The sequence below is a fragment of the Stenotrophomonas sp. YIM B13575 genome, from assembly GCF_042787595.1.
In the GTDB taxonomy this organism is placed as follows: Bacteria; Pseudomonadota; Gammaproteobacteria; order Xanthomonadales; family Xanthomonadaceae; genus Stenotrophomonas; species Stenotrophomonas lactitubi_B.
The window spans coordinates 17,724-42,877 of the sequence record NZ_JBHZOP010000020.1; the positions used below are offsets into that span (position 1 = coordinate 17,724).

Consider the following 25,154-nt stretch of genomic DNA (forward strand, 5'->3'; position numbering starts at 1 on the left):
CCGTGCGCCTGCCGATCACGTGCCAGAGTTGATTGTGGGACGCCAATCCCAGCCGGCCGATGATGGCCGACGGGGACATGCTGGTCGTTGCCGCCGAGGCGGTATGTAGGAGTTACCCGCGCCCGTGCCTCAGGCTTGCTGCAGGCGCGATTCCCCAGCGCTGAACTGCGAGCCGAATCACATTCCAGAGGCGCGCACGACGCGGGCCAACTCCCTTCCCGCGCCTGCAGCACGGATACTCAACCGGCAATCACGACACTGCCGGTTGTGCAGCCATCGCCAGGAAATTCTGCAGCACCGGCGTAGGCGATTCCGGGCGCATGCAGAACTGCAGTTCGAACGCCGCATTGCCTCCGTCCAGCGGTCGATAGACGATTTCTTCGGGACGGAACCCGCTCATGCTGGCCGGCACGATTGCCACGCCCGCTTCCACGGCCACCAGCGACAACACCGCGTGCATGCCCTGCGCTTCCTGCACGACCCGTGGCGTGAAGCCGGCAGCCGTACACAGGCCCAGTACCTGCGCATGGAAGCCGACACCTTCGGCCGATGGCCATGAAACGAAGGGCTCGTCCATCAGGTCTGCGACGCCCAGCCGTTGCCGTGCGACCAGCCGATGCGCGCGCGGCAGGGCAATGGCCAGTCGATCATGGTCGAACGCCTGCAGATGCAGTTCTGCGGAAATGATCGGTGGAATCAGGATGCCCAGGTCGATGCGCCCCTCGCGCAGCCACTGTTGCTGCTGCCGCGACGTGGCTTCGTGCAGATGCAGCTGCACCTGCGCAAACGCATGGCGGAACTGGCGGATCAGTACCGGCAGGCGCCCATACAGTGCGCTGCCGACGTAGCCTACGCGCAGGCTGCCGGTCTGCCCTGCCGCCGATTCGCGCGTGCGCTGCAGCGCCTGTTCGGCCTGTTGCAGCGTCGCGCGCGCCTCCACCAGCAGCGTCTGCCCCGCCGCGGTCAGGCCCAGCGTACGGTTGCCACGCACGATCAAGCCCGTGCCCACTTCGTCTTCCAGGCGCCGCATCGCCGCCGTCAATGGCGGCTGTGACATGTGCAGGCGCGCAGCGGCGCGATGGAAGTGCAGTTCTTCGGCCACCGCCACGAACTGGCGGAGCAGGCGCAGATCGATCATTTCATCGCAGGCAGGTGGAGACCCGCCTAGGGTACGCGCTCAGCCGCGCGCGTCGACACTCGGCCGTGCAATGACCGGCCACTGCAGCGCCACCGATTCGATGCTGTCGGCGGCCACGGCGCGAAGGTCGCGTGGATAGTCGACGTTCTCTGCTTCCTGCAGCCGCAGTGCATGGAACTGGCCATTGCTGGCACGCAGAATCCAGCCACCCTGCCGGCAGCGCGTGGAAACCAGGAAGGCAACACCGGTAGCCACGGCATCGGGATGCAGTTCATCCGGCTCCCCGTCGATGCCCCACATGCGGGTCTTGGCCACCGGCGATACCGCGTTGACCACGATGCCGTGCTCGGCGCCTTCCAACGCCAGCACATTGACCAGCCCCTGCGCGGCCAGCTTGGCCATCGCGTAGCCACACAGGCCGCGCTGCGCATACTGCGGGTACAGCGCGCGATCGGAGGTGGTCAGCACGATGCGGCCGCCGCCGGCAGCACGCATCGCCGGCCATGCCGCCTGTGCCAGCCACAGCGGTGTCTTCGCGGCCAGGCACAGCATCTGCTCCAGCGCATCATCCTCCACCGCTTCGATAGCGGCGTAGGCCACCCAGCCGGCGTTGTGGATGATGAAGTCCAGGCGACCATGGCGCTGCAGAATGTCCTGCACGAGCGCATGGCAACCGCTGCGCTGGTTGATGGGGCCGCTGGCGGCCTCGACCGGCAGGCTCTGGGCACGCAGTGCCGCCACCGCCGTGGCGATGCGCTGCGGATCGGCGCCCGTGCCATCCGTTGCAGCGCCCACGTCATGCATCACTACATGCGCGCCACGCTGGGCGAGCAGGCGGCTGTAGGCCAGGCCCAGGCCACCGGCGGCACCGGTCACCAGGCCCACCTGGCCTTCCAACGAGATACTGGAATTGGGTTTCATCCGGCCAGCATCGGCGAGCGCCATCGTCCTCGGCCAATACTGTTTGCACACCCGCGTGATACGCCAACGGTATCGCGCGGCGATGGCGCTGCGCGGTCAGCGGCTGAAGCGACGGGCTCCGGCCACGCAGATCACCGCCGCCACGGTCACCAGCAGCATCCCCGCGCTGACGGTCTCGTGCAGCAGCATCGCCGCCAGTGCCAGGCCGAAGAACGGTTGCAGCAACTGCAGCTGGCCGACCGCGGCAATGCCGCCCTGGGCCAGGCCGCGATACCAGAACAGGAACCCGATCAGCATGCTGAACACCGCTACATACCCCAGCGCCCACCATGCGGAAGCAGCGACCGCCGTGAACGAGACCGGGCGCATCGCCACCATCAGCGGCAGCATCAGCGGCAAGGCCAGCAGCAATGCCCAGCTGATCACCTGCCAGCCACCCAGGTGCCGGGCCAGGCGGCCGCCCTCTGCATAGCCGAGCCCGCACACCACGATTGCCGCCAGCATCAGCAGATCGGCCTGCAACGAGGCTTCGATGCCGTTGCGTGCGGCGTAGCCGACCACGCAGGCACTGCCCAGCAGCGAGAACACCCAGAATGCCGGCCGTGGCCGGTCGCCGCCGCGCAGGACGCCGAACACCGCCGTGCTCAGCGGCAGCAGGCCGAGGAACACGATGGTGTGTGCCGAGGAGGCGTGGCGCAGGGCGAGCGCGGTCAGCAACGGAAAGCCCACCACCACGCCCAGGCTGACCAGCGCCAGGCCTGGCAGATCGCTTCTGACCGGGCGCGGCTGGCGCAATGCCAGCAGCAGCACCAGCCCCAGCAACGCGGCGATGCTGGCGCGTGCGGCGGTGACGAAGCTGGCGTCCAGCTCCATCACCGCCAGACGAGTGGCCGGCAATGAGCCGGCGAAGATCACCACACCGATGAAGCCATTGATCCACCCGCTTGCCGACCGTTCCACACCCTGCTCCAGAAGTGCCGGGCAATGGCCGGCTGTGCCCGTCATTGGGCCACCGGGCATCGGCGATACACAGCTACAATCCAGTACAGTCACAAGTAACTGTACTGCCCACAATCCCCTTACAGTCACGCGCATGTCCCGACCGCCCAGCCGCATCGACAGCGTCATCCACGCCGTCCGCTCCCGCATCAGCTCGCGCCTGGATGGCCCGGGCAGCCGCCTGCCTTCGGTGCGCGCGCAGGCGGCGACGATGGGCGTTTCCGTGTCCACCGTGGTCGAGGCCTACGAACGTCTGGCGGCAGAAGGCGTGATCGCCGCGCGCGCCGGCTCCGGCTTCTACGTGGCTGGCCCGGCAGCGCCGCTGGCACTGGCCGAGATGGAGCCGCGCCTCGATCGCGCGGTGGACCCGCTGTGGGTGTCGCGGCAATCGCTGGAAACCCCGTCCGGCCACCTCAAGCCGGGCTGCGGCTGGATGCCCAGCGACTGGCTGTACCACGATGGCCTGCGCCGTGGCCTGCGCCGCATGGCGCGCGCCGACGCCGCGCACCTGGTCGACTACGCGGGGCCGCTCGGCCTGCCGGCATTGCGACAGACGCTGCAGCGACGCGCGGCCACGCTGGGCATCGAAGCATCGATGGAGCAGTTGCTGCTGGCCGAATCGGGGACGCACGCGATCGACCTGATCTGCCGCTTCCTGCTGAAGCCCGGCGACTGCGTGCTGGTCGACGACCCCAGCTATTTCAATTACCACGCGATGTTGAAGGCCCATCAGGTGCAGGCCATCGGCATACCGTACACACATACCGGGCCGGATCTGCAGGTGTTTGCCAGCGCGCTGCAGGAATACGTGCCGCGCCTGTACATCACCAACGCCGGGCTGCACAACCCGACGGGCGCGGTGCTGTCGGCGACCACCGCGCATCGCCTGCTGGGCCTGGCCGACCGCAGCGAACTGATCATCATCGAGGATGACATCTTCGCCGACTTCGAGCTGCGCCCGGCGCCGCGGCTGGCGGCGCTGGATGGACTGTCGCGGGTGATCCATGTCGGCAGTTTCTCCAAGGCCATCTCGGCGGCATCGCGCTGCGGCTACATCGCCGCACGCCCTGACTGGATCGAGGCACTGACCGATCTGAAGCTGGCCACCAGCTTCGGCGGTGGGCACCTGGCCGCGCACCTCATGCAGATCGCACTGACCGACAGCGGCTACCGACGGCACATGCAGGCGGTGCGCACGCGCCTGGCCGATGCGCGCAAGCACACGCTGCGGCAGGTGCAGAAGCTGGGCATCACACCATGGCTGCAACCGGAAGCAGGACTGTTCCTGTGGTGCCAGCTGCCCGATGGCCGCGATGCATCGGCAGTGGCACGGCAGTGCCTGCGCGAGGGCATGGTGCTGGCGCCCGGCAATGCCTTCAGCCAGTCGCAGCGCGCTGCCGACTACGTGCGCTTCAATGTGTCGCAGTGCCAGGACCCGAAGATCTGGCAGGTACTGGGGAAGGCGCTGCAGTAGAACGGCTGGAGCATTACAGTGCGTTATCCTGCCGGCCATCCAAGCAAGGAGCGTCCGCATGCGTCGATGGATCTGCATCGCCTTGGCCTGCAGCCTGACCGGTGGCTGCATCACGTTCGGGCCCCGCGACGGCTCGCTGCAGGTCATTGGCTATGCACCCACGGACGGGAACTGCCAACTGCAGATCACCGCGCCGGGGGCATCCAACGCGGATGCCGTGCCGGTGCAGGGGTATTTCCAACGGCAGCTGATGGTTCATTCCAGCAGGCCCGGTCGCGTCGCGCTGCTGTGCAATGGCAGGCTGCAGGCCGAACGCAACTTCCGTTACGGCCGCGACGTGAGGTTCGGCGAGGTTCTACCGCTCCTTGTTTTCGAGCGCAGCGCGCTCGATCTGGGCGGCAGCACACCGGTGGCACACGTGCGTGCTTTCCAGTCCGATTTTCTGGACTGGAACAATGCCTCGCTTGCAGGGGTGACAGAACATGGCTCGTCACACGGACTGGCGTTGGCCAGTGCGACGTACGCAACGCTGGTGGAGCACTACGCCTTGCCTGGCACCCCGCGCAACGTCATGCAACGGCCCAGCGTTGAGTCACCGCATGATCCGGCACTGGAACAGGTGATGGCCGTGCAGATCATCGGCGACGCAGCGTCGATACGTACCGCACAACAGCGCCGCTCCAGCGTCCTCATCCATGAGTACCGGCTGCAACGCGTGCATGATGACTGGCGATTGACCGGCCTGTATCGACTGGAAGCAGACGGAATGAAGCCGGCGCTCTGAATACCTCGGACTCAATCGGCGAGGTAGGTCTCTGCGGGAATGTCCAGCAGCTCCGGACCTGAAAGCGTCGCGCCCTGCAGATCGGCGCCGGCGTTCAAGGCATTGTCGATCGCATTGAGCAGCGAACTCCGCTGGCAGATCGCCTTGAACGCAGCGCGCGGGCCTTCGTGGTACATGGACAGGGCGCGCTTCAGGCCATCGACGAATACCGGTTCGCGCTCGAGCGGCAGTTCATGCAGCTCACCCTGCGCGTCAGAGGCGGTGAATGTACGCGGCAGCAGCACGCCCAGTTCCATGTGCCCGATCAGGGCCATGGCGAATGCTTCAGGCAGCCACACCAACAGGCGGCGCATCTGCCCGTGTTCGCTGCCGAGCGCGAGCAGTGCCTGCTCGGCCTGCTCCTCATCCACGTCCTCGCGTCCAAGCAATGTCAGCGCCAGTTCGAAGGCTTCCGCCGATGGCATCGGGGGCGTGCGAGGGTTCATTCGCGATCTCTGGAATACAGGCAGGCGCAGACCTTAAGCAAAGGCGGGCATCCCTGCAATCGACACTTGCGGAGGGCGGTAAAGTGGATGCTCGCCATTGCTGCAGGAATGCTTCCGATGTCCTTCTCCGATCCCCACGCCGTCGCCCGCTACGCCGACGGCCCGCTGCGGCAGGTACCGGGTTTCCTCGGACTGCAGCAGATGACCCACCTGCTGCTGGCCGAACATGTGCCCGACGATGGCCAGGTGCTGGTGCTCGGCGCAGGTGGCGGCCTGGAGCTCAAGGCCTTCGCCGAAGCGCACCCGCACTGGCGGATGCTCGGTATCGACCCGGCCGCACCCATGCTCGCGCTGGCCGAACAGACCCTGGGGCCATTGATGGCACAGGTCACGCTGCTGGAAGGCTACATCGACGATGCCCCGCACACCGTCTTCGACGGCGCCACCTGCCTGCTGACCCTGCATTTCCTCACCGTTGAACAGCGCCTGCACACCCTGCACGAACTGCGGCAACGGCTGCGGCCGGGTGCGCCGCTGGTGGTAGCCCACCACAGCGTGCCGCAGGACGCGGCCGGCAAGCATCGCTGGCTGCAACGCTACGCCGCATTCGGAGAGGCCTCCGGTATTCCACGTGCCGATGCGCAGCGCGCGGTCGCCGCCATCAGCGAGCGCCTGCCGCTGCTGTCGCCCGAACAGGAAGTGGCGTTGCTGCAGGCGGCCGGCTTCGACAACGTGGAATTGTTCTATGCCGGCTTCAGCTTCAAGGGATGGGTAGCCTACGCGCCGGCGACGCCGGCATAGCGGTACCACGCATGCTCAAGGCACCACAGTGATGCCGATCCGCTGCATCAGCAGCGCGACCTGCTGCACATCGAGCGTGGCGCCACGCAGATTGGTGCTGCGCACATCCAGCTCGCCCAGTTCGGAGTTGGTCAGGTCGCAATCGGTGAAGTTGGCCGTGTTCCAGTCGATGCCATCGAACTGGCCGCCGGACAAGTCCGATCCTGCGAAACTGGCGCCGCTGATGTTGGCCCCGTCCCAACGGTTCTCCAACAGCTCGCACTTCTCCAGCGTCACCCGCGAGAAGTTGGCATAGCGCAGGTTGGTCTTCTTGATGAAGGCGCTGCAGAACCAGCTGCGCGTGGTGATCTGGTTCATGAAACTGGCGTTGCTGAAATCGGCGCCCTGCGCGCGGCACTCGCTGATTTCCAGCCCCAGCGCCTTGATGAAGTTGAAGTTGCACATGCTGATGTCGCACTGGCGGAAGCTGGCTTCCTTCAACGTGGCGCCACTGAAACGGCACCCGGTGCGGGTGTCGGCGTCGTAGAAACCGCAGTTCACGAACTCGGTGGCGGTGAGGTCCGCGCCGGAGAAATCGCACTCGTGGAACTGCTGGTCGACCACCTTCTGGCCGGTGAACTGATCGGCGCCAATGCGCAGCTTGTGGTGAACGGTGGAGGACATGCGGGGTTCCGTGCCGGGTGCCTCGCCATGATGCCGCGTCCGGCCGGGCGGCGGTAGAGCGTGGCCATCGCGGTTCATGGCTGCTGCAGTCGGGATGTGTACAGCGCCAAGGCGGGCTCTCCAGCGGTCCGGCCCGATCGGCAACTGCACGCCTTCATGCACCCGAGCGCGGCTGACGTCCCTGTCATGCCATGGACGGCGCGGGCGTACGCCATCAGAGGCGAGGCAGATCCCTGCGACTGCGCTCAGAGAACGGAGCATGCCAATGGCGCTTGCGCCGGAGTGTCATCCGCAAGCGCCGATAGCCGATGACGGTCGCCGTCGCGCACAGCGCGACACCTGCCAGGCTGAGCAACAGCAGCACGACCAGGCGGCTGTTCGGCTGCCGCAGCAGCGCGGGCAGATCCCAGCTGTGCAGGAAGGAAAACAGCCAGCGCCCAACCCGCTCGCGCCTGCCCATCGTCAACAGCGGATCGCCGGTAGCCAGGTCGACATAGACGCGGGTTGCCTCAGCATCATCGAAGTCAGCCACCGCCACCGGAAAGCGACGTACCGCGGCGCCATTCATCGCCTCTGCAGCACGCGGATAGAAGTAAGCATCGGGCGCCTGCAGGAGGGTGAATCTGCGCAGTCGTGCGTCGGACATCGCCTCTACCCTGCCCTGCAACCAGTCTGCACCGAATGCAGTGGACACCTGCAGTGCGCCGTCACGCTCCGTGACCACGCGTGAATCGGCATTGCCATCCAGTACTACCGCGAACAAGTCACCGCCGATCCGTCGCCACTGGATCTCCACCGGCGCGAACTGCGGTGTGTGCACTGCAGCCAGTAGCGCAGCCGGCTGTGCGATGACGCCTGCATCCGCCGGAACCTCACCCTGATAGCGCGCAACGTCGAGCGAGGCGCGTGAGCTGCTGAACACCCCCAAGGGATTCATCGACATCAGGCCACTGAAGATCCAGGTGAACACGAATGCGCTCGCCAGCAACCCGATCAGGTGATGCCAGCGCATCCACGGTTCCTGGTACGGCGTCTTCGACCCTGACCGGTACTGCCCGCGAAATCGCCAGCGCCAGATGCCGACCACGACCCCGCTGATCGCGGCCACCGTGCACAGCGCCGACAGCACGATCACCGTCCAGGTCCACACCGGATCCACCGACTGCATGCGCAGGAAGTACAGCCAGTGCAGCCACGCACCCACATAGTTCCAGCGCTGCTGCAGGCGGGGTGCATCCAGCACCACTTCGCCGGTACGCGAGGACACGTAGACATCACCGGGCTGTGCACCACCGACGCCGACACGGTACAGCGGCCGATGCGAATCAAGGCCGCGCGAATGCGTCCAGCGATCCTCGTCCAGCGGCATGGCACCAACGAAAGCCGGCCCACCGGCGAACTGCGCGGCGGAGACTTCGGCAAGCTGCGCCGATACTGGCGGCAATGCCTGACCGGTAAGCGCCGACCACGCGCCCATGTTCGCCCCGGAGCGCACCACGTAGGCGGGCTCGCCACGCAGCGTCGTCAACACGATCCGCTCAGGCTCCTGTCGCACCGCATCCGGCAGCACGGAAAGCGCCTGCCAGCCGCGCGCATCAGCCAGTGTGGGCAGCGCGGCCAAGCGTTCTCCCGGCGCCAGCTTCGGGTAACCGATGAACAGCATCACCATGCCGCTGACGAACCACAGCACCATCAGCAGGCACCCACCGATGCCCAGCCAACGGTGCACCAGGTAGGTCCAGCGCTTGGCAGTGGATCGCAGCGACATGGCGGCCTTCCTCAGAAGCGATGGTCGAAGGTGAATTCGACGCGCCGGTCGGCGCCCAGCAGCCACTGCGTACTGGTGTAGTACGCCGTGGCGTAGTACGCCTTGTCGAACACGTTGAACACGCGTGCGGTCACCCGTGTACGCGGCGCTGCCTGCCAGGTCAGTGCCAGATCGGTGGTGGTGTAGCCCGGCAGCTGCAGCGTATTGGCGTTGTCGGCGTAGCGCTTGCCCACGTAGCGCACGCCACCGGCCACGCTCCAGTCGGGCAGGAACTGCCAGCTCAACCAGACGTTGGCCAGGCGCTCGGCCACGTTCGGCGGCACGTTGCCATCACGCGAGACGATCACCGCCGGCGTGCCGGTAGCTTCCAGGAAGTCCTCGAACTCGGCCTTGAGCACGGTCGCGTTGGCATCCAGCGACCACTGCGGCGCGAAGGCCCAGTTCAACGAGGCTTCGATTCCCTTCGAGGCCTGTGCACCCACCTGCACGCGACGGTCCGGTTGCAACGGGTCGCGGCTGAGCAGCCCGGTCTTGCGGATGCGATAGGCCGCCAGCGTCCACTCACCCCCATCGAAGGCCTGCTTCATGCCGACCTCGATCTGCTTGCCCTTGGCCAGATCGAACACGCCGTTGGCCGGGCTGATCATCAACAGACCGCTGACCGGGTCCGCCGCCTGCGAGTACTGCGCATAGAGGGTCATCGACGGTTGTATCGCGAACACCGTGCCCGCTCGCCAGCCGGTGCTGCTGTAGGTCTTCGAGAACGCCCGCTGGCCGCTGACCAGGTCGTTGCGGTCGATCGTGGCGCGATCGTGGCGCAAGCCAGCAAGCACCGACCAACGCTCGCTCAGTTCCAGCCGGTCTTCCACGAACAGCGCGACCTGCTTGGCGCTGTTGCGGTAGCGCGGCAGGTTGGGTGCATCGCTGACGAACCCGCCGGGCACCGGGTTGAAGGGATCCACAGGCCCCGAGCTGCCCGCATAGGTGTTGTTGGTGTGCTTGAAATGCGCACGGTTGGCATCGAAGCCGACGGCGAAACTGTTGGGCAGACCACCCGCATTTCCCAGCAGGCGCAGCGTGGAGGTCAGCCCGGTCTGGTCCTGGTTGTGGGTGATCTGGGTGTTGCCGGAGCGGTCGATCAGGCCGGTGCGCTCGTTGTAGACATAGGCCTCGGCGTTGCGCCAATCGCGCTGGCTGTCGATCTGGTAGACGCGCGTGCGCCATTCCACGTTCTCGTTCGGCGTCCACAGCGCATCGAGCTGGGTCCAACGGTCGCGGAAACGGATCACGCTGTCGGCCACGTTGTAGTTCTCGTGGCGCAGTGCATCCAGCTGCCGCCCATCGATCAGCGGCGTACCGAAGTAGCGCATCGGCTTCTGGTAGCCCTGCGCATGGGTCAGCGTGAACTGCAGATCCGACCGTGGCTGCCATAGCAGCGCACCGGAAAACGTGGCATCGCCGTTGTGGCCGCGGTCGACCCAGCCGCTGCTGTAGTTGCCGCTGACGTCCACGCGGTAGGCCAGCGCCGGCGTGAGCGCACCGCCACTGCCGAATCCGAGTCGCGCGGTGTCTTCGCTGCCCAGGGTGACGCTGACCTCGTTCTCGATGGCACCGCGCGAAGGCTTCTTCGGCACGATGTTGACCACGCCGCCGATGGCGCCATCACCATGGATGACCGAGGCCGGCCCGCGCAGCACTTCGATGCGCTCGATCGACCAGGTATCGAACGGAAAGGTGATGCCCACACCGCCGTACTGGCGCAGGCCGTCGTACAGGCGCATCACCGAGGCGCCATCGGTAAAGCCCCGGCTGGACAGCGCACTCAGGCCGTTGCCCGGATGGGACATTGCACTGATCGCACCGGCGCGGGTGATCGCGTCGTTGAGAGTGGAATCACCGCGCTGCTCCAGTTGCGCGCGCGAGATCACGGTCAGGCTTGCCGGGGTCTGCAGCACGCTCAGGCCGAGGGCCGAGCCGGTGCTCGCGGTGGAGGACAGCGCGCCGCTGCGGGTATCCACCACGCGGACGGTATCCAGGGTGGTCGGCGATACGGCATCTGCGGCAAGCGCAGGCGTTGCCTGCAGGAAGGATGCGCACAGCGCAGTCAGCGTCGCCCAGCGCAGGGCGACGAGGTTGGAGTGTTTTTTCATTTTTTCACGGCATGCGGTACTGCCCCGTCCAGCGGGACAGCAGGAAGAAGAACGCACGCAGTAGTGCCAGGCCATGCCTGGCAGCTCCATGGGAATCGACTACGTTGCTGCGTGCGCGGCTCAGCCAGCGAATGCCGCCGGTGGCCCACGCGCTCCCAGCGTGCCGCAGATCCGCTGCGGCAAGGTCTGCACCGCACCACGCAGCGCGCGGCACACCGGTGCCAGCGGCATCATCAACAGCAGCGCCGCCACCAGCAGGGTGATCAGCCGTGCGGCAATCAGGCAGTAGTCGCAGTCCACGCCCATCTCGTGGTCGGCGTGTGGATCGGCCGGCGGCTTCGGTGCCGCTTCGCCATGCTGCATTGCCATCGCGTGGTGGTCGTGGTGCCCTTCCATCGCGTGCTGCGCGTGCAGGGTGTGGTCCATGACCGCCACCGGTGCAGCAACAGCAACGTGCGCATGCGCCAGCCAGCGGCTCACCAGCGGGGCAAGCAGCACCAGCAGCATGGCAAGCCATGCCAGGGTCTGGAACCGGCGGTGGAGAACGGAGCGACGCACGCGGCCATTCTACGGGGGTGTGGCCAACCTTGGACCATGTTCAGGGTTGCTGGTGCGGACCTGCGACATCGTGACGCAGGGGCCCCCTGCAGATCCACACCATGCGCGGATATCCGCCGGAGGGGACGGAGGAGCGACCGATGTGACAGCCCCCTTCCGTCCCCTGGCGGCAACGTTAGAACCGCGCCGGTTGCTGCACAGCGCGTTCCAGGAACATGACGCCCGCCTGCAGGCTGTTGCGGGCGTTCTCCAACCAGCGCTCCGGATCGGCTACCGCGAATCGCTCCTGTGCATCCACATCCCCGGAGTCAGCCAGGTCGGCCAGCTGCAGATGGATGTGGTGCTCCACCAGGCTCATCAATACAGCGAGCTCGGCCGATACCACGGCGATGCGTTCGGTGAAGCCAGCGTCGTTGCTGTTCAGAGACATGTCCCCTGTTCCTATGCGTTGCGGTGTTGATGGATGGCTTCGAAACGCTCGGCGCAGGCAGGCCCACAGAACAGCCTGGCCGGATCGTTTTCGAAGTCTTCGCTGCAGTCCGGGTTGTGGCACTCCCCAGTGGGTGTGAGAGGGGCAACGTTGCTGGCCCGCACTGCGTGCTGGGCCAAGGCGCGTTGCAGGTGGCGCGCTTCCAGTTCCTGCGCTTCGTCGATGGTGTCCGTCATGCCAGTCGTATTTTATCGGGAGGTGGTCGCACCGATTGAGAACGTCGCGACGATCATGCGCGGCATGCGCGCGGCGTCGGACAGGCGTATTTCATCGGGTTCGTTTTCAGGCATGCGGACTCCTTGTGCATGGCGCCCGGGGCGGGCAATGAGAGAGAGCGAAGGGCCGTGTCGAACGGCACCGCCATCATCGGAAAATGCGTTCTCGCCGGCTGCGACGCATCGTCGCAATGACCGCGATCTGCGACTGACATCGCAGATCCCTCGCGGACAAACAGACGCTGCAAGGCCAGGGATGCAAGGTGTCAAAAGGTGTTGCAAAAGCAAGTTCATTCCGACACCATGACGGCGTCACCACCTTCCATCACCCACTGACCACGTTGCGTCGGGCAGCCGCCGCATGTCCCGCGTACTGCGGGCAGCAGACAGCACCATGGCCGCAACCGGCCGCGGTGAACCGAACCATGCTTCAAGGGGGCCCCGCCGAATGCAGACACCGCACCCAGTGCAGGACATCGTTCCGGCATTCCTGCAGGCCATGCACGCGCACGGCATCGTGCCTGATGCGCGTGGCCGCGATGCACTCAATGCGGACGGCACGCTGGTGCGCTTCCACGTCGAGGGGGATCGGCGCGGCACCCGCAATGGCTGGGCCGTGCTGTTCGGCGACGACGTGCCGGCCGGCGAGTTCGGCAGCTGGCGTACCGGCCTGCGCCATGGGTGGTGCGCGAAGTCGCCAACCTCGTTGACCGCCGCCGAGCAGCGTGCGATCCGGCAGCGCCAGGAAGCGGCCCGCGCCGACCGGGAAAGACTGCAGCGCGAGCGCGAGGACGCGGCAGCCAAGGCGGCCAATGTCCTGTGGAGCCGTGCCGTGCCTGCCGATGCCAGCCATCCGTATCTTGTGCGCAAGGGCATCCAGCCGCACGGGCTGCGCGTGGCGGCGTGGCCGGTGCGCAACGGCGATGGCCTGGTGTTCCGGCACATCGACAACGCACTGCTGGTGCCGGTGATGAATGCAACAGGCCGCATCGTCTCGCTGCAGGCGATCTTTCCACGCATGGATCTGGCGCTTGGTCGCGACAAGGACTTCCTGGCTGGCGGCCGCAAACAGGGCTGCTTCCATGTGCTCGGCAAGCCGCTGTCCAGCCAGCCCATCGCCATCGCCGAGGGCTATGCCACCGCGGAGTCCATCCATCAGGCGACCGGCTGGTGCGTGGTGGTGGCCTGGGACGCCGGCAACCTGGCCTCGGTCGCCCGTGCATGGCGAACCGCCATGCCCGAGGCAAGCTTCGTGATCTGTGCCGACAACGACCAATGGACCCGGCAGCCGCTGGACAATCCCGGCGTCACCCAGGCAACGCATGCCGCTGCGGACATCGACGCACGCGTGGTGTGGCCCGAGTTCGCCGTTCTGCACGACGAGGATGACCGCCCCACCGACTTCAACGATCTGCATCTGCGCGAAGGATTGGAAGTTCTGCGTGCGCAGTTGATGCCCGCTGCTGCCGCCACCGGGGATGAAGCCGCCACAGAGGATGACGCACCGGCAACGGCCGCCGCGCGCTATCTGGTGCCTGGCAATCTCTCCGCCTTTGACACCTTTACCCCGTTCCCCGACTGCAGCGCGCGTGGCCGACCATTGCCGACCGCACGCAATCTGGCCGAACTGTGCCGACGCACCGGCGTGACCGTGCGCTACAACGTCATCCGCAAGGATCTGGAAATCCTCGTCCCCGGCCTGCAGACCACGGTGGACAACGCCAAGGAGGTCGCCGCCGGCGAGGTGATGGACTGCATGCATCGCGCCGGCATGGCCATCGCCAGCTTCGAGACCAACCTGTGCCAGGTGGCCGAAGCCAATCCATACAACCCGGTCGCCAGCTGGATCAGCTCGCGGCCATGGGATGGGCAATCACGCCTGCAGGCGTTCTTCGATACGGTGCAGGAAGCCCAGCCCACTCGCATGGCCGACGGCCGCATCCTGAAGGAGATCCTGATGCGACGCTGGTTGATCTCCGGCGTTGCCGCCGCCTTCGAGCCCGATGGCGTGGTCGCCCGCGGCGTACTGACCTTCGTGTCGAAGCAGAACCTGGGCAAGACGCGCTGGGCGCGGCAGCTGGCGCCGGCCGAGCTGCAGCTGATCGCCGATGGCGTGGTGCTCGATCCCGCCAACAAGGACAGCGTCAAGCAGGTCATCTCCAAATGGATCGTCGAGCTGGGCGAGGTCGATGCCACGTTCCGCCGCACCGATATCGCCGCGTTGAAATCGTTCATCTCCCGCAGCCATGATGAGATCCGGCGCCCCTATGCGCGCACCGAATCACGCTACGCGCGGCGCACGATCCTGTTTGCCAGTGTCAACGACGAACGCTTCCTGCGCGATGCCACCGGCAACACACGCTGGTGGACCGTGCACGCGGTGGCGCTGGGCGAACCGGCACGGATCGACATGCAGCAGGTCTGGGCCGAGGCCCATGCGCTGTATTGCAGCGGCGAAACCTGGCATCTGGCCAGCGATGAGCTGGACGCGCTGAACGCCACCAACAGCGAACACGAACCGATCTCGCCGATTGCCGAGCTGATCGACCGTCACTTCGACTGGTCATTGCCCGCCGAGCGCCGGAGCACGCCCTATCGTGCTACCGAAATCGCCATTGCAGTGGGCATCGACAAGCCCAATCGGCGTGACGTCAACGAGGCAGCAGCCTACGTGGTCAAGCGCCATGGCGTGCGTACCAGGCTGATCGGCAAGGAACGGGCGAAGGTGTGGCTGATGCCACCGCGCAGCCGCAGCATCGCCGAGCACGCAGCCGGACCGTTCTGATGCCGCGAACCCACGACGGACGTGATGTCTGCAGCGGCAGTGTCGAGTGGCGTTTGGACTGCGAGGCACGGCATTTGCTGGGGCTGGACGGCTACCACTGCATCGATGCGCGCGGACGCAGGATCAGGATCGGTCCGCGCCGACACCGCCAGCAGTACCTCCAGCGCGTGCAGGTGGCACGCGGCCATGCCGAGCGCGATCGGCTGGCAGCGGCCGCGCTGCGGCTATGGGACGCAACAGCCCCGCGCGTCGAAGATTGGATGCAAGTAGATGAAAGGTGTTGACTGAAGAGGCAGGCAAAGGCAAGATACCGGCAACGGCCACGCCACCTCCCAGGAGCCCAGCCATGCCTCGCGCCCGCCTGCACGCCTTTGAAGGCGAACAGTTGACCGTGCAGCAGATCCATCAACGCGTACCCGTTCTGTCGCAACGGACCATCCGCGACCACCTCGCCGCCGGCCGCCGCACGTCCACGGCGATGCTGTGCTTCGACCCCATCGCCGCCGCAGCACGCGGTGGCCGCATCACCCAGCGCATCCTGCGCGCCCGCAGCAGCACCGGCAGCGATTGTTGACTGCCGCCGCACCTGTGCATTCCCCCAGGAGTAGACACCGCATGATCCCCGCCTCGCTCGACAGCAGCCAGCGCATGATCGCCGACACACTGGCCGCATTCCGCTGCGGATCCGCCTTTGGCAGCGCGCCGCTGCGATCCGCCCCGTTGACACGGCAACCGCTGTACATCGGCATCGCCGGCGGCAAGGGCGTGGGCAAGGACACCCTCGCCAACGGGCTGGCCTCTGCGCTGGCACTGCCCTGTGACACATTCGCTTCCCGGCTACGGCAAAGCAACGGCGCCGAAAGGGGCCGCGAACACGTTCATCCGGAGCTGTGGGTACGCTCACTGTTCTCGCGCCTGCCCGCAGGTGGCCTGGTTCCCGATGTCCATTTCGATGACGAGGCACGCGCCATCCGTCGCCAGGGCGGCGTTGTCATCCGCATCACCCGCCCCGGCCACGACAGCGTGGACCTGCATGCCGGCGGCCAGCCGCTGCCCGCCGCGCTGATCGATATCGAGCTGCACAACGACCGCAGCGCGGCCGATCTGGTGCGCACGGCACTGGACCAGTTGATGTGCCGTGGCGTGATCTGAACGGCCTGCCGGAACCGCCGCCGCGCGACGGGCCGGTCCGTTGCTTTTTTCATCCATAACGCAGGTTCCGGCCCATCATCGGCGAAAATGATGTAAGGTCGTCCCCCATCAATGACGGCACCTGCCGTCACCCTGCATCCCCAACCGCTTTCGCAGAGAGGAAATGTCATGGAGGTCGAACAGTTCACGTCGACACGCCAGAAGGCCATCGCGTTGTTCAAGTCGCAGCCCAAGGGTGGCAAGGACATCGTGAGTCTGGATGCGATCTTCATTTCGCTGTGCTCGCTGGCCAGCGCCCAGCCCGAGGCCGCTGCCGCCAAACAGGCGCGTACCGCCGCCCGCCCCGGCAACCAGCAGCCCCCCGCACCATGGTTCATCGAGACGCTGGCCGCGCTCAAGGGCAAGGGCGAGTCGATCACCGTGGCACGCTTCCTGATGTTCGCCAACCGTTTCCCGGTCAAGCGCATGGACCAGGTCAATGCAGCCCGCTGGCTGCGAGATGCCGGCTATATCCCGCGCAAGACCGGCGGCAACCTGGTGTTCGACCTTTGACCCAGCGCCACCTGCAGTCCTGAAGCCCCGGCATCGTCCGGGGCTTTTTCGTTTCAGGGCCCGGCGCACCCGGCACGAGGATCTACCCTGTGGCCGTCCTCACCCTGTACCTGCCACCTTCCCTTGTCCTGCCTTTGTTTCCAGCTGATGAGGACAAGGAGTACTACAGAACCGGCGAAACGGCAGGAAAGGCTGGACGGCAAAGCATGGCGACTCGCAAACCTGCGCATGCAGGTCCTCGCCGATCCTCGCGCACGCATCTGAACGCCTTCAGCCGACAGATCCAGAAGTAGATGAAAGGTGTTGACTTGATCGACGGGATGGCAACAGTGGATACCAATGCCACTGACCAACCTCGCCATGAACGCCCTGCCCGACAGCATCCAGACCCTTGCCGAGGTCATCGGCGAATCCGCAGCCCTCACGCTGGTGCGTGCGTGGCCGCCGACCACCTCCAGCACCACCGGACACAACCGCGTCATTGTCTACGTCCCCTCCACCCTGCCCGATCAGCATCGACTGATCGACATTCTTGGGCTGGAGATGGCCCAGCGCCTGGTCGCCCACTTCGGCGGTGAACTGCTGTTCCTGGCGTCCTGCTTCGCCGCCAGCGCACATGAGCGTCGCGAGCAGATCGCGCGCGCGGTGGCCAGCGGCATGCCCCGCGAGCACGTGGCGCAGGAATTCGGCGTATCGCAGACCACCATCAAGCGCGCCCTCCGCGGTGCGCGCTCTGCCCCGGCCCCTGCGGTCCATCCGGCCCTGTTGAAGGGGTACGCACGCGCATGAACGAGAGCGACCTGCTGGCCGGTGTGCCGGACTGGGCCAAGTACCTGGGCGGCACCTCCGGGGTGCTGATCGCAGTGTCGTTGTGGCTGCGGCAATGGCTGTCGTCGGCCAAGGTCGACCGCACCGCCGATGAAGCCACCAGCAACACCCTGCGCACCCTGCAGGAACAGCTGGCCGCCGAACGCACACGCGCCGATGGACTGATGCACGAACGCGAGGCCATGGCCCAGGAGATTGGCCAGCTACGCGGTGAAGTCAGCGCCCTGCGCGCGCAGATTGCCCAGCAGAGCGTGCAGATCGATGCGCTGCTGGACCTGGTGCGCAAGCGTTCGGGAGCGACTGCATGACCGCCGCCGCAGCCAGCGCCCTCGGTGGCGCCAACGTGGCCGCGTTCCTGGACATGCTGGCCGTATCCGAAGGCACCGATATTCCCGGCCAGCGCTCCCGCAATCGCGGCTACGACGTGATCGTCGGCGGCCAGCTTTTCAACGATTCCCGCGACCATCCGCGCGTACTGGTGTCGCTGCCACGCTACGGCATCACGTCCAGCGCCGCCGGCCGCTACCAGTTCCTGCGCAGCACCTGGGACGACCTGCGCGCGCGCCTGGACCTGCCGGACTTCGGCCCGGTCTCGCAGGACCGCGCGGCGGTGGCGCTGCTCAAACAATGCGGTGCTTACGATCTGATCCGCCTGGGCCGCTTCGATGCCGCGGTCGCCGCCGCCCGCCGCATCTGGGCGTCGCTGCCGGGCGCCGGCTACGGGCAGAAGGAGCATGCACTGGAAACGCTGCGCACCGCCTATCGCGCTGCTGGGGGGCTTCTGCAGTGATGCCGATTCCCGTGAGGCTTCGCATCGCCCTGCTGGGCCTGGTTGCCAGCCACGTGGGCTGCGCCTGGCTGGGCTGGGAGCTGCGTGACCGCAGCGCGGATCTCGCTGCCGCCAGCGCACAGGTCGCGCAGCAGACCAGACGTGCCGACACCGCACTCGTCGCGCGCCAGCAGGACCACACCAACGCACAGGCTGGTGCACAGGCCGAATCACAGCGCCTGGCCATGCAGTCCGCGCGCACCCGCCAGTTCAACACCCTGCAACGGGACATCGACACCCATGCCAAGACTCCTGGCCGCGACCGCGGCGATGCTGATGCTGAGTTCGTGCGCATCTGGCGCGAAGCCAATGCCGGCCGCCCTCGTCATCCCTGACATCAGTATTGCACCGGCACAACTGCGCGCGCCGCAGGAACTGCCCGATCTGCAGGCCGCCGATGACGATGCGCTGCTGCGCAACCACGTTGCCGTGGCGCGCCAGTACCACGAACTGGCCGACCAGATGCGCGCGCTGCTGTGCAGCCTCGGCAGCCAGCAAGGTTTCACCGTCAATGGTGCACCACCACCGAGGCCTGCGGGCTGCATCGCTGATGACAGTGCCAGCGCTCACGGACCGCGCCGGCCCTGATCGAGCCAGTCACGGCCACGCGTGCAATGCCCCGCGCCCCTGCCAATGGCAACACTGCATGCAGAAAGCGCGTGCCGCGGCCCGCCGCGTTCTTCCTTCCATTCATCGCATGAGCTGACATGGCAACCGACACCCCCTCCTCCACCCTGGACGCGCTGCACGCCGCCATCGAAGCGGCGATCCGAGCACGCTTCGCCGACTTCGCGACCGTCGAGTTCTATCGCGACGCTGACAGCGGCAGTCTGGCCACACCCGCGTGCCTGCTGGCGATGACCCGCTGTGACCGTGGCAAGGACAGCGATGATGGCAGCGGCCAACTGCAGGCCGTGCTGCGCTTTGAAGCACGCATCTCCGTGCAGTCCGCAGTAGCCGGCTCTGCCCTGCAGCTGCGCAGGGCCGCCGTGACCCTGGCCACCTGGCTGCATCAGCTCGGCCGTTTTCCCGGCGTACCCAGTGGCGCGATCGAGGTGATCGCCGCGCTACCCGAGGATGCCGCAGCCGCGCAGCCGGATCTGCGCACCTGGATCGTGGAATGGTCAGTGCCCATCGCGCTGGGCGGCAATGCCTGGGAGGACGCCGATGGCGTGGTACCGCAGGCGTCCTACAGCTTCGCACCGGAAATCGGCCGGGCCCATGAGTCGCGCTACCAACCGCTCGCGGAGGACGCACCATGAGCGCTGAACATGCCCGGTTGATCGGCAATCTGTTGATGATCGGCGTCGTGCGCGAGCTCGATGAAGCCGGCAGCCGCGTGCGCGTGGATGCCGACGGCATGCTCACCGACTGGATCCCCTGGCTGGAACGCCGTGCCGGACCGGGCATGCGCACCTGGTGCGCACCGGAGCCCGGCGAACAGGTGGTGCTGGCGTGTCCGTATGGCGACCCCGGCCAGGCGCTGGTGCTCGGCAGCCTGTACCAGGATCGCTTTCCCGCACCGGCCGACACACGCCAGCTGCAGCGCACGCAGTACGCCGACGGCAGTCTCGTCGAGTACGACCGCCAAACCACCACGCTGACCATCACCGTCGGCACCGGCAAGGTCATCGTCAACTGCGCCAACGCAGAGGTGCATGCCAGCGAATCGGTACTGCTCGACACGCCGTCGATCAAGGCCACCGGCAACCTGGACGTCACGGGTGCGATCACCGCAGGCAAGGACATCAGCACATCGGCAGACGTCAAGGCTGGCGCCATCAGCCTGAAGTCACACAAACACACCGCCCAGGGCCCGACGGCTCCCACCACGCCGGCACAGGCGTGATGGGCCATCGCTGCAATGCCCTGGAAACCCGTACTCCACGACGATAGAGGCCATGCAAGGAATCGACGCCAACACCGGCAAATCACTGGATGGGCTGGCCCATCTGCACCAGTCCGTGCGTGACGTTCTCACCACGCCCCTTGGCTCCCGGGTCCTGCGTCGCGAGTACGGCTCGCGCATCTTCGAACTGATCGATGCGCCAACCAACCGCTCGCTGCGCATGGACCTGATCGCGGCCACCGTCGACGCACTCGCGCGATGGGAACCGCGACTGCACGTCGAGAACGTCGACGTCTCCCTCCCCGCCCCCGGCGTGATGATCCTGGCAGTGACCGGGATCCACCTGCCGGACGGCGAGGCCATCACCATCGAAGGAATCGAGGTTCGCTAACCGTGGCATCCGGCTCGTTCACCAGTGTCAATCTCTCCCAGCTGCCGGCCCCGGCGGTCATCGAAGTGCTCGATTTCGAAGCCATGTTCGATGAGTCGCTGACTGCACTGCAGGCGCTGGACCCCACATTCGACGCGCTGCTGCCGTCGGATCCCGCCTTCAAGATCCTCGAAGTCTGCACCTACCTGCGCCTGCTCGACCGACAGCGCGTCAACGATGCCGCGCGCGGCGTCATGCTGGCCTACGCCGTGGGCAGCGATCTGGATCAGCTGGCGGCGATCTTTGGCATCGCACGCCTGGTACTCGATCCCGGCAAGCCGCAGGAGGGCATCCTTCCTCGCTATGAAAACGACGAGGACTTCCGTCGCCGCATCCAGCTGGGACCGGAAGGCTTCAGCGTGGCGGGGCCGGAGGGCGCCTACGTCTTCCATGCACTGAGCGCGGATCCGCGCGTGCTGGATGCCAGCGCCACCAGCAGCACGCCCGGTGAGGTGGTGGTGTCGGTGCTGTCGCGTGAAGCCGACGGCACCGCCACCCAGGGCCTGCTTGACGTGGTCGAGGCGAAGCTGAGCGCAGATGACGTGCGCCCGTTGACCGATCACGTGCTGGTGAAGCCGGCGACGATCATCAACTACGCCGTCACCGCCACGCTGTACACCTTCGCCGGTCCCGACTCGCAGGTCGTGTTGGCTGAAGCACGCACGCGCCTGGATCGCTACATCGTCGAATCGCATCGCCTCGGCCGCGACGTGACCCGCTCCGGGCTGTTCGCTGCATTGCATGCCGAGGGCGTACAACGCGTGGTGATCGAAAGCCCCGCCGCGGACGTAGTGGTGGACCGTACCCAGGCCACGTACTGCACCGCCGTGACGCTGGCCCACGGTGGCAACGATGAGTGAGGCCACCACGCGCCTGGTCAATGCGCGTCTGCGTGGCGCGGTTGATGGGAAGAACCAGGTGTTCCGCCATCCCGGCGGCATGCTCGCAACGGTTCAGGCGGTGTATCGCACGGATGGGCAGGGACGCCGGCACCTGAACGATGTTTCCATCACCGGCAGCGTGGTCACCCTCGCCGCCGCGCCTGTGCCCGGCGTGATCATCGACGCCGACGCACAGGTCCGGGTGCCGTCATCGGCCAACCTGCTGCCGCCCAATGCCACCCATGCCGAGCGCGCACTGTCGCGGGCGATCGTTGCCCGCCCGCTGCCGGTGGACATCACCGCCCTGTGGGATGCCGATCGCTGTCCGGCCGCGTTGCTGCCTTGGCTGGCATGGGCGCTCTCGGTTGACGAATGGAAGGCCTACTGGCCCGAACCGGTGAAACGCGCGCGGGTACGCGCAGCGATCGCCATCCAGCGGCGCAAGGGCACGGCCGGCAGCGTGCGCGACGTGGTCGCTGCATTCGGGGGTTCGGTACTGATCCGCGAATGGTGGCAGCTGCAGCCGAAGGGACCGCCGCACACCTTCGAAGCGGTGATGACCATTGCCAACCAGGGCGGCACGTCAGCGACCGCCATGTTCGTCGACGACGTCATCGGAGAGATCACTCGCACCAAGCCGGTGCGCTCGCATTTCACCTTCACCCAGGGCATGCAGGCCGACGCAGCAATCGGCGCGCTTGCAGCCGCACACGCCACGGCCTTCCGCCGCATCCAACTGATCGGAGAGTAAACCCCGCATGCGCTTGAAAATCACCGACGCCGGCTTCGCCAAGCTGGTCAATCCGCCGAATACCGGCACCAATGCCGTTCTGGTTACCCAGATCGGCCTGACGTCCACTGCGTTCACGCCTTCGGCCGGCCTGACCGCGCTGCCAGGCGAGATCAAACGCGTCGCCACCTTCGGCGGCCAGGCCGTGGGCGATGATACGCTGCACGTGACCATCCGCGATGACAGCACGACCGCCTATTCGCTGCGCGGCTTCGGCCTGTACCTGGCCGATGGCACGCTGTTCGCCACTTACGGCCAGACCGATCCGATCATGGAAAAGTCGGCGGCCTCGATGTTGTTGCTGGCCACGGATGCACGCTTCACCGACGTGGACATCACCCAGATACAGTTCGGCAACGCCGAATTCATCTACCCGCCAGCCACCACCGAGGTGCTGGGCGTGGTCGAGCTGGCCACCAACACCGAGGCGGAAGACGCGGCCGACACCCAGCGCGCGGTGACCCCGCGCGGCGTGCGTGCATTCACCGACAAGCGCTTTGGCGCGGCCGCACCGACGGCACTGGCCAGGACGCTGCTGTCTGCCGCAACCACGGCCGCCGCACGCACCGCGTTGGAGCTGAAGGGGGCCGCGCTGAAGGACACCGGCCATGGCAATGGCCTGGACGCCGATACCCTGGATGGCAAGCACGCATCCGCGTTCGCCCTGGCGGGTGACTTCGCTACGGTCGGGCACAAGCATGTCATCGCAGATGTGACCGGGCTGCAGACTGCCTTGGACGGCAAGGCATCCAAAGGCACGAACAGCTTCACCGACCAGCAGTTTGTCGGCGGAACGTATCCGCTGGTGGGTTTTGGCGCCCAGGGTGCAGAGCAATCATTCATCGGCGGCTGGGCGAACGCGGGCCTGTGGCGGGTATGGAGCAATGATCGCGCGGCCAGTAGTGAAATCACCATCAAGCACGGCGACACCCCGCGCTGGAACGGCTCGGCGATGTGGCATGCCGGCAACTTTGCGCCAGAGTCGAAGATGGATGTAGCGGGCGGTACGTTCACCGGCGCCGTCTCCGTCAAGAACAATTCCCTGCGCGTTTCAGGGTGGGGGAGCATTGCAACCGACGGCGTTGTCTACTTTGGCTCGGGTGACAGCTATCTATTCAAGAGCGGACCAGCATTCAGCTTCCGCAACAGCGAAGGAGCCTTCGTCGCCAACCTGAACTCGGGAGGCTCGATCTGGACCAGTGATAGTTTCAATCCGAGCTCAAAGGTCTCCAAAGCCGGGGACACCATGTCCGGCACGCTCAGCATCTACACCGGAGCGGTAAACACCCAGAACGTTCCACTGCGATTTGGCTGGAACAACAATATCCAGCGCTTTGCCTTCGCGATGGAATCCAGTGCATCGCTGTCTCTTTACGGGTACGACGCAAACGGCGGCACTCCAACACGCAAGGCAAACATCAGCAACGACCCATATCGTACACTCGCGGTAGATGGCGGCATTTGCTCCACAGGCGGGGCTTCTGCACTGGTGGTGCAAGATCGTCTAAATAACGGCATCGAATATCACCTCTACTGCGCCGGGAACGCATTCCGCGTTTGGTCGTCAACCGCTCAGGGGGTCGATCGTTTGACGCTGACCGACAGCGGAGTCCTCATAACGAGCGGTGGCTACGACTTCGGCTCCTCGCGCAAACTGAAGGATATCGACGGCCCCGTGCCCTACGGCCTGGCCGCCGTCGAGCGCATGGAACTGGCTACGGGCCATTACAAACCGGAGTACAACAGCGACGGCCGTCGCCGCCTGTTCTTCGTCGCCGAGCAGCTCGCGGAGCTGGTACCCGAAGCTGTCGACCTGGAAGGCGTCGAGTTCAACGGCGAACGCGTTGCCTCGATCAAGCTCGACCAGCTGCTTCCGGTCATGGCCAAAGCCATCCAGGAACTGGCCGCCGAAGTGCGCGCGCTGAAGGCGGAGCGCTGACATGGCCATCGGATACCGCTCGGCAGGCGTCGACTTCGACGACCTGTTTGATCCTTACCTGGAAGGCCCCGTCGCGCAGGATTGCGGCCTGCGCGTGGGCGGCACCGACCTCAGCCGTCGCTACGCCCACATCCAGTACGGCAGCAAACGCGGTGACGTTGGTTACCGCGTCGGCGGCATGGACGTATCCAACCTGTGGGCTGCGCGTGGCAGCGCCAGCTATCGCCTGCCGTTCCATGGCCAGGGCTATTCGGCAAGCAACGGTGCCAAGACCAACTCGACCGGATCGGCATCGGCATCGGTCTCGATCGACATGCTGTCCGATGGCAACTACAGCATCCGTCGAAGTGTCACCGGCGGTGGCAACAACAGCAACACGGTCGTTGCCTCCGGTCGTTGGCTTCCGGCAGGCGCGAATGCCTCCGAGTACGACGTGCAATTCAGTGTAAGCAACCAGGGAGCGGCGTACTTCAGTAACAGTGCACCGTCGTTCGCCTCGCTGGCGTCTTCGCAATCGGCAGGCGTCTCCATCAGCGTGCCCGCCAGGTCCACCAGTTTTGAAAGCGCCTCCACCAGCATCAACGTCCACCTGCGTCGTGCCGGCGGCAACGCGCAGGTCTCCAGCTTCAGCGCAAGCGTCAGCGCCTCCGGCTGGGTCTGATCGATCACCGGG

30 protein-coding genes are annotated in these 25,154 nt (G+C 66.1%); 20 read left to right on the forward strand and 10 right to left on the reverse strand.

The features are described 5' to 3' along the window. Positions 1 to 250 precede the first annotated feature (250 nt). From ACFX4F_RS04590 to ACFX4F_RS04600, 3 genes are all read right to left on the reverse strand, one after another. Positions 251 to 1,138, reverse strand: coding sequence for a LysR family transcriptional regulator (locus tag ACFX4F_RS04590; protein WP_380652716.1), 888 nt, complete (start codon positions 1,136 to 1,138; stop codon positions 251 to 253). Positions 1,139 to 1,177: 39 nt separating this feature from the next. Next, positions 1,178 to 2,059: an SDR family NAD(P)-dependent oxidoreductase gene (locus ACFX4F_RS04595; protein WP_380652719.1), complete on the reverse strand. Its 882-nt coding sequence runs from the start codon at positions 2,057 to 2,059 to the stop codon at positions 1,178 to 1,180. A 96-nt stretch (positions 2,060 to 2,155) separates the two neighbouring features. After that, the gene (locus tag ACFX4F_RS04600) at positions 2,156 to 3,019 is read right to left on the reverse strand and encodes a DMT family transporter (protein WP_380652722.1); all 864 of its coding nucleotides are present in this window, start codon (positions 3,017 to 3,019) and stop codon (positions 2,156 to 2,158) included. A gap of 133 nt (positions 3,020 to 3,152) precedes the next feature. On the opposite strand from ACFX4F_RS04600, the gene ACFX4F_RS04605 reads away from it, so the two are divergent. Both ACFX4F_RS04605 and ACFX4F_RS04610 read left to right on the forward strand, forming a co-directional pair. After that, on the forward strand, positions 3,153 to 4,532 hold the full coding sequence (locus tag ACFX4F_RS04605; RefSeq protein ID WP_099819237.1) for a PLP-dependent aminotransferase family protein: 1,380 nt from the start codon (positions 3,153 to 3,155) through the stop codon (positions 4,530 to 4,532). Positions 4,533 to 4,590: 58 nt separating this feature from the next. Beyond that, a complete protein-coding gene (locus ACFX4F_RS04610; protein ID WP_380652725.1) occupies positions 4,591 to 5,316 on the forward strand; it encodes a hypothetical protein in 726 nt (241 codons plus the stop codon). A gap of 11 nt (positions 5,317 to 5,327) precedes the next feature. Here ACFX4F_RS04610 and ACFX4F_RS04615 read toward each other — a convergent pair whose 3' ends face one another. Further along, entirely contained in the window at positions 5,328 to 5,801 is a 474-nt protein-coding gene (locus tag ACFX4F_RS04615; RefSeq protein WP_380652728.1) for a hypothetical protein, read from the reverse strand. Between the two features lie 117 nt (positions 5,802 to 5,918). On the opposite strand from ACFX4F_RS04615, the gene ACFX4F_RS04620 reads away from it, so the two are divergent. Beyond that, positions 5,919 to 6,602, forward strand: coding sequence for a class I SAM-dependent methyltransferase (locus ACFX4F_RS04620; protein ID WP_380652731.1), 684 nt, complete (start codon positions 5,919 to 5,921; stop codon positions 6,600 to 6,602). 15 nt (positions 6,603 to 6,617) lie between these two features. On the opposite strand, the gene smqnr is transcribed toward ACFX4F_RS04620, so the two are convergent. The 6 genes from smqnr to ACFX4F_RS04650 form a co-directional block, all read right to left on the reverse strand. Next, positions 6,618 to 7,265, reverse strand: a complete 648-nt coding sequence (gene smqnr, locus ACFX4F_RS04625; RefSeq protein ID WP_380652734.1) for a SmQnr family pentapeptide repeat protein — start codon at positions 7,263 to 7,265, stop codon at positions 6,618 to 6,620. Positions 7,266 to 7,479: 214 nt separating this feature from the next. After that, positions 7,480 to 9,033, reverse strand: a complete 1,554-nt coding sequence (locus ACFX4F_RS04630) for a PepSY domain-containing protein (RefSeq protein ID WP_380652737.1) — start codon at positions 9,031 to 9,033, stop codon at positions 7,480 to 7,482. 11 nt (positions 9,034 to 9,044) lie between these two features. After that, positions 9,045 to 11,183, reverse strand: a complete 2,139-nt coding sequence (locus ACFX4F_RS04635) for a TonB-dependent receptor (RefSeq protein ID WP_380652740.1) — start codon at positions 11,181 to 11,183, stop codon at positions 9,045 to 9,047. Between the two features lie 120 nt (positions 11,184 to 11,303). Further along, positions 11,304 to 11,690 carry a DUF2946 family protein gene (locus ACFX4F_RS04640; protein ID WP_099819230.1) on the reverse strand — a complete coding sequence of 129 codons (387 nt, stop codon included), beginning with the start codon at positions 11,688 to 11,690 and terminating at the stop codon, positions 11,304 to 11,306. 226 nt (positions 11,691 to 11,916) lie between these two features. Further along, a complete protein-coding gene (locus ACFX4F_RS04645) occupies positions 11,917 to 12,171 on the reverse strand; it encodes a hypothetical protein (RefSeq protein WP_099819229.1) in 255 nt (84 codons plus the stop codon). Positions 12,172 to 12,182: 11 nt separating this feature from the next. Continuing rightward, positions 12,183 to 12,407, reverse strand: coding sequence for a hypothetical protein (locus ACFX4F_RS04650; RefSeq protein ID WP_089239225.1), 225 nt, complete (start codon positions 12,405 to 12,407; stop codon positions 12,183 to 12,185). Positions 12,408 to 12,894: 487 nt separating this feature from the next. Here ACFX4F_RS04650 and ACFX4F_RS04655 point away from each other — a divergent pair, with 487 nt between their 5' ends. The 17 genes from ACFX4F_RS04655 to ACFX4F_RS04735 all read left to right on the forward strand — a co-directional run bounded on the left by ACFX4F_RS04655 (position 12,895) and on the right by ACFX4F_RS04735 (position 25,142). Next, on the forward strand, positions 12,895 to 15,231 hold the full coding sequence (locus ACFX4F_RS04655; RefSeq protein WP_380652744.1) for a VapE domain-containing protein: 2,337 nt from the start codon (positions 12,895 to 12,897) through the stop codon (positions 15,229 to 15,231). Then, positions 15,231 to 15,515, forward strand: coding sequence for a hypothetical protein (locus tag ACFX4F_RS04660; RefSeq protein ID WP_099819387.1), 285 nt, complete (start codon positions 15,231 to 15,233; stop codon positions 15,513 to 15,515). Before ACFX4F_RS04655 ends, ACFX4F_RS04660 begins: the two co-directional genes overlap by 1 nt. A gap of 62 nt (positions 15,516 to 15,577) precedes the next feature. Beyond that, complete coding sequence (locus ACFX4F_RS04665; protein WP_099819227.1) at positions 15,578 to 15,805, forward strand: hypothetical protein; 228 nt, start codon at positions 15,578 to 15,580, stop codon at positions 15,803 to 15,805. 41 nt (positions 15,806 to 15,846) lie between these two features. After that, entirely contained in the window at positions 15,847 to 16,383 is a 537-nt protein-coding gene (locus tag ACFX4F_RS04670; protein ID WP_380652749.1) for a hypothetical protein, read from the forward strand. Between the two features lie 168 nt (positions 16,384 to 16,551). Continuing rightward, a complete protein-coding gene (locus ACFX4F_RS04675) occupies positions 16,552 to 16,935 on the forward strand; it encodes a hypothetical protein (RefSeq protein WP_380652752.1) in 384 nt (127 codons plus the stop codon). A 360-nt stretch (positions 16,936 to 17,295) separates the two neighbouring features. Next, positions 17,296 to 17,724 carry a Mor transcription activator family protein gene (locus ACFX4F_RS04680; RefSeq protein WP_380652755.1) on the forward strand — a complete coding sequence of 143 codons (429 nt, stop codon included), beginning with the start codon at positions 17,296 to 17,298 and terminating at the stop codon, positions 17,722 to 17,724. Further along, on the forward strand, positions 17,721 to 18,071 hold the full coding sequence (locus ACFX4F_RS04685) for a hypothetical protein (RefSeq protein WP_099819223.1): 351 nt from the start codon (positions 17,721 to 17,723) through the stop codon (positions 18,069 to 18,071). The genes ACFX4F_RS04680 and ACFX4F_RS04685 overlap by 4 nt, the downstream gene beginning before the upstream one ends. Continuing rightward, positions 18,068 to 18,553, forward strand: coding sequence for a glycoside hydrolase family 104 protein (locus tag ACFX4F_RS04690; protein ID WP_099819222.1), 486 nt, complete (start codon positions 18,068 to 18,070; stop codon positions 18,551 to 18,553). The genes ACFX4F_RS04685 and ACFX4F_RS04690 overlap by 4 nt, the downstream gene beginning before the upstream one ends. Positions 18,554 to 18,564: 11 nt before the next feature. Beyond that, positions 18,565 to 18,927, forward strand: coding sequence for a hypothetical protein (locus ACFX4F_RS04695; protein WP_380652759.1), 363 nt, complete (start codon positions 18,565 to 18,567; stop codon positions 18,925 to 18,927). Next, positions 18,902 to 19,180, forward strand: a complete 279-nt coding sequence (locus tag ACFX4F_RS04700; protein ID WP_380652762.1) for a hypothetical protein — start codon at positions 18,902 to 18,904, stop codon at positions 19,178 to 19,180. Before ACFX4F_RS04695 ends, ACFX4F_RS04700 begins: the two co-directional genes overlap by 26 nt. 119 nt (positions 19,181 to 19,299) lie before the next feature. After that, the gene (locus tag ACFX4F_RS04705) at positions 19,300 to 19,854 is read left to right on the forward strand and encodes a hypothetical protein (protein WP_380652765.1); all 555 of its coding nucleotides are present in this window, start codon (positions 19,300 to 19,302) and stop codon (positions 19,852 to 19,854) included. Next, positions 19,851 to 20,441 carry a phage baseplate assembly protein V gene (locus ACFX4F_RS04710; protein WP_380652768.1) on the forward strand — a complete coding sequence of 197 codons (591 nt, stop codon included), beginning with the start codon at positions 19,851 to 19,853 and terminating at the stop codon, positions 20,439 to 20,441. The genes ACFX4F_RS04705 and ACFX4F_RS04710 overlap by 4 nt, the downstream gene beginning before the upstream one ends. Before the next feature lie 52 nt (positions 20,442 to 20,493). Further along, positions 20,494 to 20,832 (forward strand): GPW/gp25 family protein, encoded by a 339-nt coding sequence (locus tag ACFX4F_RS04715; protein WP_380652771.1) that lies wholly within the window; start codon positions 20,494 to 20,496, stop codon positions 20,830 to 20,832. Positions 20,833 to 20,834: 2 nt separating this feature from the next. Continuing rightward, on the forward strand, positions 20,835 to 21,731 hold the full coding sequence (locus tag ACFX4F_RS04720; RefSeq protein WP_380652774.1) for a baseplate J/gp47 family protein: 897 nt from the start codon (positions 20,835 to 20,837) through the stop codon (positions 21,729 to 21,731). Then, positions 21,724 to 22,503, forward strand: a complete 780-nt coding sequence (locus ACFX4F_RS04725) for a phage tail protein I (RefSeq protein WP_380652777.1) — start codon at positions 21,724 to 21,726, stop codon at positions 22,501 to 22,503. Before ACFX4F_RS04720 ends, ACFX4F_RS04725 begins: the two co-directional genes overlap by 8 nt. A 7-nt stretch (positions 22,504 to 22,510) precedes the next feature. Then, the gene (locus tag ACFX4F_RS04730) at positions 22,511 to 24,481 is read left to right on the forward strand and encodes a tail fiber domain-containing protein (protein ID WP_380652780.1); all 1,971 of its coding nucleotides are present in this window, start codon (positions 22,511 to 22,513) and stop codon (positions 24,479 to 24,481) included. A gap of 1 nt (position 24,482) precedes the next feature. Next, on the forward strand, positions 24,483 to 25,142 hold the full coding sequence (locus tag ACFX4F_RS04735) for a hypothetical protein (protein ID WP_380652783.1): 660 nt from the start codon (positions 24,483 to 24,485) through the stop codon (positions 25,140 to 25,142). Positions 25,143 to 25,154: the final 12 nt, after the last annotated feature.